General features: G+C 40.4%; 12 protein-coding genes. 6 read left to right on the forward strand and 6 right to left on the reverse strand.

Features of this window, described 5'->3' with window-relative positions; all coding sequences use genetic code 11:
- Positions 1 to 88: 88 nt before the first annotated feature.
- Positions 89 to 946, forward strand: a complete 858-nt coding sequence (locus tag E0H89_RS09470) for a class I SAM-dependent methyltransferase (RefSeq protein ID WP_131216452.1) — start codon at positions 89 to 91, stop codon at positions 944 to 946.
- 34 nt (positions 947 to 980) lie between these two features.
- Here the strand turns inward: E0H89_RS09470 and E0H89_RS09475 are convergent, their stop codons facing one another.
- A complete protein-coding gene (locus E0H89_RS09475; RefSeq protein ID WP_131216454.1) occupies positions 981 to 2312 on the reverse strand; it encodes an alpha/beta fold hydrolase in 1332 nt (443 codons plus the stop codon).
- Between the two features lie 297 nt (positions 2313 to 2609).
- Here E0H89_RS09475 and E0H89_RS09480 point away from each other — a divergent pair, with 297 nt between their 5' ends.
- From E0H89_RS09480 to pta, 4 genes are all read left to right on the forward strand, one after another.
- A complete protein-coding gene (locus E0H89_RS09480) occupies positions 2610 to 3875 on the forward strand; it encodes a glutamate-5-semialdehyde dehydrogenase (protein ID WP_131216456.1) in 1266 nt (421 codons plus the stop codon).
- Between the two features lie 122 nt (positions 3876 to 3997).
- Positions 3998 to 4399, forward strand: a complete 402-nt coding sequence (locus E0H89_RS09485; RefSeq protein WP_131216458.1) for a hypothetical protein — start codon at positions 3998 to 4000, stop codon at positions 4397 to 4399.
- A 299-nt stretch (positions 4400 to 4698) separates the two neighbouring features.
- Positions 4699 to 5916 (forward strand): acetate/propionate family kinase, encoded by a 1218-nt coding sequence (locus tag E0H89_RS09490; protein ID WP_131216460.1) that lies wholly within the window; start codon positions 4699 to 4701, stop codon positions 5914 to 5916.
- Between the two features lie 55 nt (positions 5917 to 5971).
- A complete protein-coding gene (gene pta / locus E0H89_RS09495) occupies positions 5972 to 8113 on the forward strand; it encodes a phosphate acetyltransferase (RefSeq protein WP_131216463.1) in 2142 nt (713 codons plus the stop codon).
- Between the two features lie 648 nt (positions 8114 to 8761).
- Here pta and E0H89_RS09500 read toward each other — a convergent pair.
- Positions 8762 to 9373, reverse strand: coding sequence for a class I SAM-dependent DNA methyltransferase (locus tag E0H89_RS09500; RefSeq protein ID WP_131216465.1), 612 nt, complete (start codon positions 9371 to 9373; stop codon positions 8762 to 8764).
- Positions 9374 to 9940: 567 nt separating this feature from the next.
- On the opposite strand from E0H89_RS09500, the gene E0H89_RS09505 reads away from it, so the two are divergent.
- A complete protein-coding gene (locus E0H89_RS09505) occupies positions 9941 to 11467 on the forward strand; it encodes a fumarate hydratase (protein WP_131216467.1) in 1527 nt (508 codons plus the stop codon).
- A gap of 111 nt (positions 11468 to 11578) precedes the next feature.
- Here the strand turns inward: E0H89_RS09505 and E0H89_RS09510 are convergent, their stop codons facing one another.
- The 4 genes from E0H89_RS09510 to tig form a co-directional block, all read right to left on the reverse strand.
- Complete coding sequence (locus E0H89_RS09510; RefSeq protein ID WP_131216468.1) at positions 11579 to 12292, reverse strand: DUF2846 domain-containing protein; 714 nt, start codon at positions 12290 to 12292, stop codon at positions 11579 to 11581.
- 204 nt (positions 12293 to 12496) lie between these two features.
- Positions 12497 to 13807, reverse strand: coding sequence for an ATP-dependent protease ATP-binding subunit ClpX (clpX, locus tag E0H89_RS09515; protein ID WP_131216470.1), 1311 nt, complete (start codon positions 13805 to 13807; stop codon positions 12497 to 12499).
- 27 nt (positions 13808 to 13834) lie between these two features.
- The gene (gene clpP, locus E0H89_RS09520; protein WP_067866498.1) at positions 13835 to 14440 is read right to left on the reverse strand and encodes an ATP-dependent Clp endopeptidase proteolytic subunit ClpP; all 606 of its coding nucleotides are present in this window, start codon (positions 14438 to 14440) and stop codon (positions 13835 to 13837) included.
- A 193-nt stretch (positions 14441 to 14633) separates the two neighbouring features.
- Positions 14634 to 15968 (reverse strand): trigger factor, encoded by a 1335-nt coding sequence (gene tig, locus E0H89_RS09525; protein ID WP_131216472.1) that lies wholly within the window; start codon positions 15966 to 15968, stop codon positions 14634 to 14636.
- Positions 15969 to 16002: the final 34 nt, after the last annotated feature.

Consider the following 16002-nt stretch of genomic DNA (forward strand, 5'->3'; position numbering starts at 1 on the left):
TTTAAAAGATACCAATCAGTTATAGAAGAAGCCTATTAAACACTCAATTATATATTTAAAACTACAAAAACATACAGGTCAGGATGACATGACACAACAGCTTTCAGAACATCGACACATTTCATTTACTGCGCATTACACTGGTTATATTTGGTATACCATGGGAATTTCACACCCGGTTTTTGCGACATCTAAAGGCAAAATGCTGGCTAGACTGGTACACCCTCTAGAAAGCTGGGCTGAAAAATTTGTCGGTGGCAGTATGCGTACCACGCTCAAACAACGCCATCGCATGATTGATCAGCATCTCACCCAACTGATTGAGCAACTCCCCGACTTACAAGTGCTTGAAATCGCAAGTGGTCTATCGCCACGTGGCTGGAACTTTCGACAAAAATATCCCCACATTGATTATCGTGAACTTGATTTACCAGGTATGGCAAAAGTCAAAACTCAGGCACTAAAACAAATTGATCTCAATAGTCCGGAAGTTTTATCAGTAGATTTATTCACTGCAGATTTTGAGCAAGCTTTTCACGTATTTGATCTGAATCGTCCCTTGGTGGTGATTAGTGAAGGTTTAATAAACTACTTTAATAAAGATCTGCTATTGCAATTGCTGCAGGCGATTACACACTACGGTCAGGACTTTAAAGAACTGCATTACCTGACTGATATTTATCCGGAACCGGTCAAGAATAAATTGGCCAATTTTATTTGGGCCAGCAGTAAATTACTGAAATGGATGTCCAAGAGTGCATTTAGTTTTCATTTTACTCATCCTCAACAAGTACAAGACTTTTTTCAGCAAGCAGGTTTTGAAAAAACGACTGTTGTTCAACCTCAGCATTATTTTCAGAATCAGACAAACAACCAATTACCGAGTGACGAACACTTGGGAGATCTGGTCTGGATGATCCATGCAAGCATAAAAAAACAGCGTTAAATACGCTGTTTTTTTATCTTCAGAAGAAAATTGCTTAACTCACTGATTCCAGCATCTGGATTGCTTCTTTTTGTCGCTGCACATAACGCAATAAACGTTCTGCCACCTCAAAACTGCCATGTTTAAACAGGGCACGGATTTGTGTTGAATCTACGGCAAAAATTAAACATTCAATTTTAAATTGACCTTCATCATCTTCTAAATGCAAAGCCAAATCACGTGGATATTGCTCCGCTTTTACTGTTAACCCTTCTGCAAATTCAAGTAAAACCCCAAAGAAGTTTAGATCAATAATATGTGTTGGCAGTCGCAATTCTGAATGACGATGGGTCAATACAGTCATTGGATTCTGTACTGCAATCCGTTCTTCTCCACGACGTTCTAAAGTCAGCAACTGTGCACGGGTCATCGGGATAATCCCTTCTACAATGTCAATCGATTGACTCTGTAAGAATGTTGCAAACAAACTCATGGTTTCTTTACGGCGCTGTAATTGCGGTACATGATCTGCATTGGCAATCATGGCAAATTCCATGTTGGGACATTGCAAAGCAAAATTTGCATTTTCATGTGGCAAGGTGAAACTGTCATATTGCCCACACGCGACCAGTACTTTACATTGCGGAATCGGCACGTCCGTTAAACGCAGTAAACGGCTACAGTTGATTTCATAGCGATCTTGTTCGGTTGCAGTAAATTCAGCCATCTGTTTAAAGAACAAACGTTTTGCAGTGGGTGACATGCGGGTTTGATCAATTTTGGCATGATTGACCAAATACAAAATCACGGCTTGGCCAAACTCGTCCATGCGCTGTTCTTTCATTAAATGCAAAGATTCTTCCAGCAACATGCGCCAGCTTTTACGGGTTTTTTGCATCACGCCCATTAAAATCATGCGGTCAATCAATTCAGGACGTTGATGGGCCAAGCCTGACGCCACGACTGAACCCAGAGACATTCCCATTACTGAAACTTTGGACAAATTTTCTATATCCAGCCATTCACCGAGCATACGTGCCAAATCTGGCAATTCCAAAGTTCCTGCAGAAACCCCGGTATCACGATTGGTAATTTGTTGATTCGCGCCCATAGAAGGTAAATCAATCAGGATAATCGGGCCTGCACTGAGCAACTGTTCAACACAATATTTATAAGAATTGAAATTTTGAAATGCACCGCCAACAATAACAATTGGAGTGTTGTGAATCGTTTCAGGTTGAGCAATTGCCATATATTCAATTTTCCAGCCTTTGATCCACGTTGTACGTGCAGGCTCTTTAAAACTGTTTCTATGGTAAAGATCAAAAAAGCCAAAACTCATGTTCGATTCTTGTAGTGCCGAGTCCATTTGGATCATGGAATTCATATCCCTTCCTCCATTCTTGCCTTATTGTTATTTTGCAAGAAAATAAATATCGAATTTCTGCGCAGCATCCATTCATTTGCTTTAATTATCAGACATCAATGTCATTATTTTTTATTCTATACAGAGGATCATTTAACACGCAACTTATTCCCCGACCACTCATCTAAATTTACAAACAAAAGAATTTCAAAATATAAATAGCTTGAAAAGTTTCAGAGATTTTTTGCCGATAGATGCTTCATTGTCTTGTGCCAGACTGTTACTATCGAAGGTGTAATTTCTAAGTGATCAACCGCTATGCAAGATTCAATTGAACAATATATGCAAACGGTAGGACAACAAGCACGCCAAGCTTCGCGCGTGTTGGCAAGCGCTTCTACTGAAACAAAAAACAATGCCTTATCTGCAATTTACACTGCTTTACAAGACAGTGAAGCTGCAATTTTAGCTGCGAACCAAATTGATATGACCAAAGGTCGTAACAGCAATTTGGACAGTGCATTACTTGATCGCTTAGAACTTACCCCCACACGCTTTAAAGCTATGTTGCATGGCTTGAAAGATGTCATGAGCCTTATTGACCCTATTGGGGAAATCACTGACCTCGCTTACCGTCCTTCGGGAATCCAGCTTGGTAAAATGCGTGTACCTTTAGGTGTAGTCGGCATGATTTACGAATCACGGCCGAATGTGACCCTTGAAGCAGCGTCACTTGCGCTGAAGTCTGGAAATGCCATTATTTTGCGTGGCGGTTCTGAAGCACTACAATCTAATCAAGCCATTGCTCAAGCCATCCAGCATGGTTTAAAAGCTTCGGGTTTACCGGAAACTTCCGTGCAAGTTATTAACACGGCTGACCGTTCGGCAGTCGGTCATCTGATTACCATGTCTGAATATGTAGATGTCATTGTTCCACGTGGAGGCAAAGGGCTGATTGAGCGCGTGAGCAATGAAGCGCGTATTCCGGTGATTAAACACCTAGATGGTAATTGTCATGTCTTTGTTGAAGCACAGGCCGATTTGCAAAAAGCTTTACCGATTGCGCTAAATGCCAAAACCCATCGTTATGGCGTATGTAATGCGATGGAAACTTTATTGGTCGATGAAAAAGTTGCTGAAGAATTTCTGCCTAATATTGCTGAACTTTATGCCGAGAAACAGGTTGAACTGCGTGGCTGCCGCGAAACGCAGCGCATTTTAGGCTCAAATGTTAAACCTGCCAGCGAAGAAGATTGGTACACCGAATATTTAGGTCCAATTTTGGCGATTAAAGTGGTCAGCGGTATTGAGGAAGCAATTGAGCATATTAATAAATATGGCTCACACCATACCGATGCCATTATTACTGAAAACTATAGTCATGCTCGTCAGTTTTTAGCCCGGGTAGATTCAAGCTCAGTGATGATCAATGCCTCTACCCGTTTTGCAGATGGCTTTGAATATGGTTTAGGTGCAGAAATTGGTATCTCAACTGACAAGATTCATGCCCGTGGCCCTGTTGGTCTTGAAGGTCTGACTTCGCAAAAATGGGTGGTGTTTGGTGATGGTCAAATTCGTCAATAAATACAGCGCTTAACAGAATCATTCCATGTTCAGCTTCAAAAATGAGGCTGAACATAGCCACTACAATATCTCTAAGCTAAATTTCACAAGATGATAAAAATAACCATAAAAGGGAATATGCAATGTTTTATTATTTAATGATCTGTACATTCGTATTGGCATTACTAGTCTCTTTTGCCGTAATGAAAATTTTTTCTCACTCTATCAATCAAATTCTGGCGCGAATAATTAACGATCCCATTCATGAAGCATGGGCAAAATACACCAAATTTGCCGGCATGGTCGTGGGCACATCTTCCGGTATTCGTATTTACGATATGGAAAAATATATCACGCCACTCACCTATACCGATAATGACAAAAAAATTGTCATTGAACTGACCCGTGAAAGATGGGTACTCGAGATTTATCGGACCATTATTGAAACACTACAGGGCTTGGCCTGGATGATGCTGGTTTTTTTCATGGTTGCACTGATTGCTTATGTGATCGTGCGCTGGTCAGAAATAAAATATCGAAAATAATATTAAAACAACATGATTTGATGCTCAAAATAAATCACTCATGCTATGGTTATAATTCATACAAGCCACATACTAGGATTGAGTACTATTTTATTAATAAATGAAATCTATCAAACGATAAATTTTAATTATTATTATGCAGCAGGTCGATAATGCTTAAGTCTAATCTGCTAAAGTCTATCTAGGAGCAATAAAAAACCCATGATAAAACATTCATACTGATTAAGATTGCATCACAACAACATTGCATCGTGATCAATAAGGGATAATTATTTCAATTAGAATTCGGGTATATAAACGTGACTACATCAGTATTAGTGATTAACTGCGGATCTTCTTCTATCAAATATGCTTTAGTTTCTGAGCACCGTGAAGATCGTATCTTTGGTTTGGCAGAAAATCTAGGTTCTGCTGATGCACGTATTAAAGGCATCACTGTTGGCGGTGAGCAACTCGAACTTTCTATTCCCTATGCCGATCATGAAAAAGCACTGGAAACCATTTTAGAACGTTTATCACAATATAATCCTCAAGCCATTGGCCACCGGGTAGTACATGGCGGCACCTTGACCAAAGCAGAATTACTCACTAAAGAAATCGTAGAACGTATTCGTGAAGCTACACCGCTTGCACCCTTACATAATCCTGCACACTTAGTCGGTATTGACGCAACCATGCGTTTGTTTCCACAGTTACCACAAGTCGCGGTATTTGATACGGCCTTCCACCAAACTATGCCGGAACATGCTTTTCGTTATGCCTTGCCAAAATTCTTATATACCGAGCACAATGTCCGCCGTTACGGTTTCCATGGCACCAGTCATGCCTATGTATCTGAACGCGGTTCAGAACTGGCAGGCAGCTTTAAACAAGGTGGCTGGCTAACGGCTCACCTCGGCAATGGTAGCTCGACTTGTGCCATTTGGAATGGCCAAAGTGTGGATACTTCTATGGGTCTGACACCATTAGAAGGTGTGGTTATGGGTACCCGTAGCGGGGATGTTGACCCAAGTATTCATAGCTTTCTGGCAAGCAACTTGGGTTGGGATATTTATAAAATCGATAAAATGCTGAACAATCAAAGTGGTTTGCTCGGTCTTTCGAATCTTTCGAATGATATGCGTACCCTGATTGAAGCCTCTGAACAGGGCAATGAAGATGCAAGCATTGCGATTGAAGTATTCTGCTACCGTTTAGCTAAATCACTTGCAGCCTTAAGCTGTGGCTTGCCGCGTATTGACGGTCTGTTCTTCACAGGTGGTATCGGGGAAAATTCTGCCTATATCCGTGAAAAAACATTGGCATACCTCCCTCACTTCGGTTTCAACTTAAGCAAAGAACAAAACGATAACTTGAAGCGCGGAACAGAAGGCCGTATAGACGCAGGTACTGGTCCTCAAATTTGGGTTGTTCCTACTGATGAAGAAGGTCGCATTGCACAAGAAACTGAAAATGTTGTGAATGAGGTTAATCAAGCAGCTGCAAAAAAGTTTGAAGCAGATGTTGAGACGGCTTAAGCCATCGTACATTTTATAATGCTCATCACTGAATCCTTTTATTTAGAATCAAGCTATGAAAACAATTTTATTAGTTCCAACTGGGGAAGGCGTAGGATTAACTTCAGCCAGCCTGGGTTTAGTCTATGCCTTGGAATGCCAAGGTGTGAAAGCCGGTTTTCTTAAACCTTTTTCACAAGAAAAAAATCAACCCGTAGATGGTACAACCGCCCTGTATCGTCATTTATCAAATAGTGAAACAGTTGAACCGATTCCTTATACCAAATTGATTCAGCAAATTAATCAAGATGAAAGTGATGAGCTACTCGAAGAAGCAGTACGTCTGCATCGTCAGATTGCCAAGAATCATGATCTGATTATTGTTGAAGGCTTATTCCCGAACAGTCGTGATGCTTTCGCCTCTGAAATGAATGCCACCTTGGCGCAGGCACTCGATGCCAAAGTCATTATTGTCAGCAATGCCGATATTAATACGCCGGAATTGAGTGCGGAAAAAGTCGAAAATCAGTTACGCTATTTTGGTGGCGCTTCCTCTACCCGTATGGCCGGCATCTTGTTTATGCGTACCAAGGGCTTGCATGAAGATTCTGCTCAGGTTCCGGTCACATTTGATCCCAGTTTACGCCTGATTGGTGAGACTGAAAAATTTGTTAGAGCAATTCAAAAAACTCATGCCCATCTTGGTTCTGAAAAACTTCCAGTGATTGGCTTAGTGCCCTTCAGTGATACTTTAAGTGTACCGCGAATTTCCGATCTGGCTGCGCATATTTCAGCAGAATGGATTAACCGGGGTGAAGCCACGCAGCGCCGGGTATTACATAGCAGCCTGATTGCTTCGAATATTGAACATGAACTGAATAAATTTGTGGCCGGTGAACTGATTATTAGTGCCTCTGACCGTATTGATGTTTTACTGGCAAGTAGCCTCGCTAGCAGCAACGGTATCCCACTAGCCGGCTTGGTGTTAACTGAACACCATGAGCCAAATGCTTCGGTTTTAGCTTTCTGCCAGACTGCTATTAAAAATGGCTTACCGATTCTGCACACACCGCTCAGCACCTTTGAGACCGCACAGAGCCTTTCCAATTTAAGCAATGAAATTCCAGTCGATGATACTGAACGCGCCGAGCAAGTCAGCCGTTTCGTATCCAGCCATCTGAATGCAGACTGGATTGCCCTACTGCTAAATGGTTCTTACAAGCCTCGTTTATCGCCGTCTGCTTTCCGTCATGAGTTGGTTCAAAAATCCATTACAGCAAAAAAACGGATTGTTTTACCGGAAGGTGATGAACCCCGGACCATTCAGGCAGCTGCAATTTGCCAATCTCGTGGAATTGCCAATTGCATTCTATTGGCGAAACCGGAAGCAGTAATTGAAGTGGCTAAAGCACGAAATATAGACTTGCCGCATGATCTTGAGATTATCGATCCTGACCTAATTCGTGAAAACTATGTGCCGAAAATGGTGGAATTGCGTAAAGGTAAAATTAACGAATTACAAGCGCGTGAACAACTGCAAGATACCGTCGTACTCGGCACTATGATGCTTGCCCTCGATCAAGTCGATGGATTGGTATCGGGTGCAGTACACACCACCGCCAATACAGTTCGCCCTGCATTCCAACTGATTAAGACTGCACCGGAGTATTCACTGGTATCTTCAGTATTCTTCATGTTGTTACCGGATGAAGTCTACGTGTATGGTGACTGCGCAATTAATCCTGACCCGGATGCTGAACAACTGGCTGAAATTGCCATCCAATCGGCAGATTCAGCAAAAGCCTTTGGTATTGACCCACGTATTGCCATGATTTCTTATTCAACCGGTACTTCTGGTACCGGTGCAGATGTAGAGAAAGTGGCTGAAGCAACCCGAATTGCTAAAGAGCGTCGTCCTGATTTACTGATTGATGGACCACTGCAATACGATGCAGCCTCGGTTGAAAGTGTGGGACGTTCAAAAGCGCCAGATTCACAAGTTGCTGGTCGTGCCAATGTGTTTATTTTCCCTGATTTGAACACAGGCAATACGACTTATAAAGCTGTACAACGCTCGGCAAATGTAGTCAGCGTAGGTCCGATGCTGCAAGGTTTAAATAAGCCGGTGAATGACTTGTCACGTGGTGCACTAGTGGATGATATTGTATTTACCATTGCCCTGACTGCGATTCAAGCAGAGCAGCAAGCAGCTCAATAATTTTTCAAAGCAAGTTTTCCAAGCCATCTGATTGAAAAATTGGGTGGTTTTTTTTGTGAATTTCTTAGAATGACGATGAGGTAAAATGGAATTAATTTTAGCTGTTTTATTCAACCGTTCTTATTTTAGTAAGATGTCTATCTTTCCAGAAAACAACCGCCTACGGTTCATTTAAAAGTCTCTGCTCTTTATAAAAACCCAATAATTCTTCAGGCCTCCAGTCTTAAACCGCAGAAAAAAGTAAATTAATACTCATTAAATAGTTTATATTTTTAAACAATTTACTCGATTTAATTTTTTCCAAGCTACCACGTTCGTTCAACTTGAAACCAAGTTTAATGAGTTGAAAAGAAGAGTATGGTTTTTAATTTTGATCATCCTGTAGTCACCTGCAATATCCATTATTACCGCATTATCCTTTAAACGATTATTCCTCCTATAAAAGTCTGATTTAGGAGCGTGAATAGATTCACTTATTTTAAGATTTTCTGAAATAAATATAATATAACTTAAATGAAATTTAATTAGTTTGTCATATAAAATCATTAAGATAGAGCACTATAAAAAGCCTATTCCCCCTCGAATGGGCTTTTTACAGTGCTCTGCCATTTTATTTAATCGATTTTATGTTCTATTTAGAGTTTTTTATTAAAGTTTTCTGGCCAACCACACCGTATGCCCGGCACAGGCCTGATCTTGAACAATCATTTTCACGACTTCAAAACCATGATCTTTCAATAATTGTCGATATTCATCTTGCGACAAACTGGCATGGTACAAAGCATCGCCAAACATATCTCCAATCGCTTCCCCATGGCTTGGCCCACTGCTAAACATCAATGCCGCTCCCAGCTTGGCATGTTTTTGAAAGTTCTGGAACATCGCCCGTTGATCATCAGGAGTCAGATGAAAAAAACTGTCCCACGCCAAAATCGCATTAAATTTTTGATCGAGTTCAACAGTTCGCATGTCTGCTTGAAGCCAGTATTGTTCAGGAAAATTTTGTTGTGCCATTTCAATCATCACATTTGAACTATCGACACCCGTTATTTTATGATCATGCTGAATCAAATAATCTGCTATCGGTTTTCCCGACCCGCAACCTAAATCCAATATTTTAGAATGTTGAGGAATCAGTGCTAGAAAATGATCGAGCCATGCTTTTTCATACAGAAAATTGCCGCGTAATTCCGTCCATGCACGAGCATGTTTTTTATAGATTTCAATTATATTGTGTGCAAATTCCGAATGATCTTTCATCAGAGAAGTTTTCATATTTTTAGAATAGTATACGCAGATTTAGATCGAAATTTGAAGATTTGAAGTTGTAGGAATTTATTAGAATGAAAAAATTAAAGCAAAAAAAAAGAAGATAGAGCTTAAGCCTGATCTTCTTTTTGACCGTAAATCCATGTCGCTGCGATATATAAAGAAAAACCAACAACTGAAACAACTGCAGTAATCATATGCTTGTTACGCTCTAAATTTGATGAGCTTATTATGTAAAAGTTTTATGACAAATTTATGACAATGCTGTCATATTTAATATAACTTAAAATAATTTTATTAATTAATAATTTTCAATAAGTTAGGTTATTAGATAGATTTAAATTATTCCACTTTCTGCTTTAAATGACAGATTTCAACTGAACTATGACAGCCTTTTGTCATATTTATGACAGAAATCTCCACAAAAATGACAGTTACCTTGACTTGCTAATTCGCTATTAAACTTTCGGCCAAAAATCATTCAAAACGCCCACAGAACTTGCTTTTTATCTTATAATTTAGCCCGCTAGCTAACAGCCCGCTCAAGAGATATTTGATATGACAACTATTATCAAGCAAGATGACTTGATCACATCGGTAAAAGATGCGCTTCAGTTCATTTCTTACTATCATCCACAAGACTTCATCCAAGCGATGAGCCGTGCCTATGATCGAGAAGAGAACAAAGCCGCAAAAGATGCAATTGCACAAATCTTAATTAACTCTCGTATGTGTGCAGAAGGTCATCGCCCTATCTGTCAAGATACAGGAATTGTTAACGTATTTCTTGAAGTGGGCCTAGACGTTAAATTTGATTTAACCATGAGCCTAGATGACGCGATTAACGAAGGTGTACGTCAGGGTTATCTTGAAAACTCAAACATTCTTCGCGCATCAGTTTTAGCGGACCCTGCTTTTGGTCGTAAAAACACCAAAGACAATACTCCTGCGGTGATCCACTACAAACTCGTACCGGGTGACAAAGTAGACATTACTGTGGCTGCTAAGGGTGGCGGTTCAGAAAACAAATCTAAACTTGCCATGTTGAACCCATCTGACTCAATCGTGGATTGGGTACTTAAAACTGTTCCAACTATGGGTGCAGGCTGGTGTCCTCCTGGTATGCTCGGTATCGGGATTGGTGGTACTGCCGAAAAAGCCATGATGCTTGCCAAAGAAGCCTTGATGGAAGAAATCAACATGGACGAATTACTTCGTCGTGGTCCACAGAGCAAAATGGAAGAACTCCGTATCGAGATCTTCGAAAAAGTAAATGCTCTAGGTATTGGTGCTCAAGGTCTTGGTGGTTTAACCACTGTTCTTGATATCAAAATCAAAGACTACCCATGTCATGCTGCCGGTAAACCAGTCGGTATGATTCCGAACTGTGCTGCAACGCGTCATGCACATTTCCAGTTAGATGGTTCAGGCATTGCTCATATTCAAGCACCAAAATTGGATGATTATCCTGCTGTAACTTGGGATTCATCGACATCTAAGCGTGTAAACTTAGACACCATTACACAAGAAGAAATGAATTCTTGGCAACCGGGCGATACCTTATTGCTTAACGGTACAATCTATACAGGCCGTGACGCTGCGCACAAACGTATGTGTGAAATGTTAGATAACGGTGAAGAACTTCCAGTCGATCTTAAAGGTAAATTCATTTACTACGTGGGTCCAGTCGATCCGATTGGTGATGAAGTGGTTGGTCCTGCAGGCCCGACAACTGCAACACGTATGGATAAATTCACGCGTCAGGTTCTAGAAGCAACTGGCTTGTATGGCATGATTGGTAAAGCAGACCGTGGTCCGACGGCTATCGAAGCAATTAAAGACAACAAAGCGACATATTTGATGGCTGTAGGTGGCGCTGCTTACCTCGTATCTAAAGCTGTTCGTGAAGCTGAAGTTGTAGCTTTTGCTGACTTGGGTATGGAAGCAATCTACAAATTTGTTGTTGAAGATATGCCAGTATCTGTAGCGGTAGACGTAAATGGTACTTCTATTCACGCGACTGCACCTAAAATCTGGCAAGCCAAAATTGGTAAAATTCCAGTAGTGGATGCGGCTGCAGTTTAATTTTCTAAGCTAAAAAAGCACCCGAATGGGTGCTTTTTTATTTCTATAAACAAGTATTTCTTACTTACCAGAAGATCGCTGGCCTTCAGTTTCAAACTGAGAAATGTGTATTTACCACGTCCTTGGATCCCACGGCTTAAAGGGTGTAGTCAGTTGTACATCTTCCGCAGGGTCATATTTAGCAGGCTTAAGCTTCTGAGCTTTTTTACGTACCTTACCTGTATTTGAATCTTGGGCTACAAAGTTAAAACTTTCCGACTTTAACTGGGTAAATGCGATTTCGTTTAAACCTGCTTTTTCAGATACAAGTATCAATGGTCCAGAAATTTCATGACGAGTGCTTAAATTTTCTTCATCATATTTAATAAAATAAGACTGCCCTGCTTCCACAGTAAAATCTAGATATTTAGGCTTTTGAAAATGCTGTACACCTACAGGCCGGCTGGTCGACAAGCGATACGTTCCTGCAGGCAATTCAATCCAATAATAATGATTATTTAACAAACTCGGAATACGCTCACTGTTAATAAAAAGACTGGATGCCACAATTTCTTGACGATTCCATTTACTATCAGGACGATACATATACACAAGGGCCGCTTGCTCACTTTGGGCTTGTACCGGTTGAAAGCGCTGTCCTACTTTTTGATTGACCCAACCTCCAATAGTAAACATACCAAAACGGTATTGCTCCAATAGACCCGGTTCATGTTCAGTATTTACAGGTTTTAAGGTTGATGTTGCTTGAGCATGTTCAAAAGCAGATTTGCCATGACAACCCATTAAAATAATACTTGCACAGACCGCAATACAGACTCCACGCATGATTTTCCCTCACCGCGTATTTTTTATTTTTGTACTCAATTAAACACTTAATTTTTCGCTAGATGGATCGCGACATTGATCTGAGTTAGTTGATCTTATTTAGACGTCCGCGCCTAGTATTTGAGATTAACATTGCAGTTTATTTTTGGAAATAAAAAACGTGCGAAAACACCAGTTTTCCGCACGTTTCAGACGAATAGCGAATTAAGCAGATTTAGAATTTATAACTTTCAAATCTACTTTAGGCGCAGTTTCAGTCTCTGTTTTAGCTTGACGCTCTGCCTTTAACTCTGGCTTTCCTTCACCACTAATTACCGCATCATTTACAATCACGGTACCAACATCGGTACGGCTTGGTAAATCATACATAGTTTCAAGTAAAGAGTTTTCCAGGATTGAACGCAGACCACGTGCCCCTGTATTATGTTCTAAGGCTTTTTTCGCAATAGCACGCAATGCAGAATCTTCAAACACCAAGTCAACATTTTCCATATCGAATAAATATTGGTATTGGCGTGTTAAGGCATTTTTTGGCTCAGTCAGAATCTGCATAAGCGCTTCTTCATCCAGCTCTTCCAAAGTTGCAATAACTGGTAGACGACCAATGAATTCTGGAATTAAACCAAATTTCACCAAGTCATTTGCTTCTACTTGACGGAATAAATCAGACAATTTTTTACTTTCGTCTTTTTTCTTCACATCTGCTGTGAAACCAATCCCGCCTTTTTCTTGACGTTGTTGTACAATTTTCTCTAAACCTGAAAATGCACCACCACAAATAAACAAGATATTTGAGGTATCAATCTGAATGAACTCTTGTTGCGGATGCTTACGGCCACCTTGGGGTGGTATTGAAGCAACCGTACCTTCAATCATTTTTAATAATGCTTGCTGAACGCCTTCACCCGATACATCACGGGTAATCGATGGGTTTTCAGACTTGCGGGTAATCTTGTCGATTTCATCGATATAGATAATCCCTTTTTGCGCTTTCTCTACATCGTAATCCGCTTTTTGAAGAAGTTTTTGTACGATATTTTCAACATCTTCACCCACATAACCGGCTTCGGTTAAAGTCGTTGCATCTGCCATGGCAAATGGAACATCGAGAAGACGTGCTAGAGTTTGTGCAAGTAAAGTTTTACCTGAACCTGTTGGTCCAACCAGCAAAATATTACTTTTCGCAAGTTCTACCGCCTCATCAGATTTATGACCTGAATGGGTAACTTTTAAACGTTTGTAGTGGTTATACACTGCAACTGAAAGCGTTTTTTTGGCAACATCTTGACCAATGACATATTGATCTAATGCAGCACGAATTTCATGTGGTTTTGGCAAAGGCTTAGTTGCCCAATCACCCGATTCTACTTGTTGACTGGTCTGGACTAAATCTAAGCATACGTCCACACACTCATTACAGATGTAAGCGTCTTCACCTGCAATCAGTTTCCCGACTTCAGACTGCGTTTTACCGCAAAATGAACAATGCTTTTGTCCTTGAGGATGTTCGGACATATTTACTCCAATATTAAAATCTGAAAATTATGGACGTTTACTTAACACTTCATCCACGAGACCGTATTCTTTAGCAGCTTGAGCTGTCATAAAGTTGTCACGGTCAGTATCTCTTGCCACAGTTTCATAGTCTTGACCACTATGCTCTGCCATTAAACGGTTTAAACGTTCTTTAATGAATAGAATTTCACGTGCGTGAATTTCAATATCCGATGCTTGACCACGGAAACCACCTAGTGGTTGGTGAATCATGACACGGGCATTTTCCAAGCAATAACGTTTGCCTTTTGCACCTGCATTCAATAAGAACGCACCCATAGATGCTGCCTGACCCATACAGTAAGTTACTACATCCGGTTTAATAAACTGCATGGTGTCATAAATGGCCATACCTGCAGTCACCGAGCCACCTGGTGAATTAATATAAAGGTGTATATCTTTATCTGGGTTCTCTGCTTCTAAAAACAACATCTGCGCAACAATTAAGTTCGCCATGTTGTCTTCAACTTCACCACTCATAAAGATGACACGCTCACGTAAAAGACGTGAAAAAATATCAAAAGAACGCTCGCCACGAGACGATTGCTCTACGACCATTGGTACTAAAGCGCTATTAATTGTTGGAACATACATACGTTATTTATTCCTAAATTTTTTGTTACTCAACTCATATTCACAATATGAGGGATAATTGTCGAAATTGCAAAATATTCCCAATTAAATAACAGATATTTTTTGCATGCGCATTATTAATACAAGGCACGCTCAAGATAAGCTGAATATATAAAAAAAGGCGCATGATGCGCCTTTTTCCGATCAGCTAAGCTTAGCCTTGTTGACGAGCTTGTTGCTCTTTCAACAATTCTTCGTAGCTTACCGCTGTATCAGTTACTTTAGCAGACGCTAAAATGTGATCAACAATTTGATCTTCTAACACAACTGCTTCGATTTGAGCACGTTGCTGTTTGTCATTTTTGAAGTATTCAATCACTTCAGTCGGGTCTTCGTAAGAAGAAGCCATGTCGTCGATGTAAGCTTCAACGCGAGCAGGATCAACTTCAATTTTAGCATCAGCTAAAACTTTGCTGACCAATACACCTAGTTTAACGGCTTTTTCAGCTTGTTCTTTGAACAAGTCATCTGGAAGCATGCTGCTGTCAAATGCTTGCGCGCCTTGAGCACCAAACTGTTGAGTGAATTGTTGAATCATTTGTTGACGTTGACGGTCAATCTCTTGAGCCAACATTGACTCAGGAACTTCAACTTCGTTTGCAGCTACAAGCGCATCAAAAGTTGCCGCTTTAACTTGGTTACGAAGACCATTCTTCACTTCACGATCCATATTTTTGCGAACGTCAGCTTTTAATTTTTCAACGCCTTCTTCTTCAGTTAAACCAAAGATTTTCAAGAATTCAGCATCAATTTCTGGAAGTTTTGATTTTTCAACAAGCTTTACAGTGATTTTGAACTGTGCAGCTTTACCAGCAAGGTTTTCAGCTTGATAGTCTTCAGGGAAAGTTACATCAATAACTTTCTCTTCGCCTTTCTTCATACCAACGATACCGTCTTCGAAGCCGGGAATCATACGACCAGAACCTAAAACAAGTTTAAAGTCTTCAGCAGTACCGCCTTCAAACTTCTCACCGTCAACAGTACCTTCGAAATCGAAAGTTACTTGCATGTCTTTTTTAGCCATGCCTTTGGTTTCAGCCCAAGTTTGACGCTGTTTTTGAAGGTTTTCAATCATTTGGTCAACGTCTTTGTCGTTAACTTCAGTTGTTTTACGTTCAACTTCCAAAGCATCAAAAGCTTTCACTTCAACTTCTGGATAAACTTCTACAGTTGCTTCATAAACAAGAGCATCTTCTTTATTTTCAACTTTATCAATGTTTGGCATGCCAACAGCATTGATTTTTTCTTGCTGAATTGCTTCGAATACTGTGTCACGAATTACATCGTTGACAACTTCTTGATAAATACCCGCGCCATATTCACGACGTACAACATTTAAAGGCACTTTACCTGGACGGAAGCCGTTGATCTTCACAGTTTTAGCAGTGCGTTTTAAACGAGCTTCAAATTGCTCGTTCACACGGCTCGTCGGTACAGATACATTTAAACGACGGGCAACGCCCGAAACCGCTTCAGAAGTTACTTGCATGGCTTCCTCGATATAGAAATAGTAATTGCAATTT

This window comes from Acinetobacter sp. ANC 3781, from assembly GCF_004331285.1.
Taxonomy (GTDB): Bacteria; Pseudomonadota; Gammaproteobacteria; order Pseudomonadales; family Moraxellaceae; genus Acinetobacter.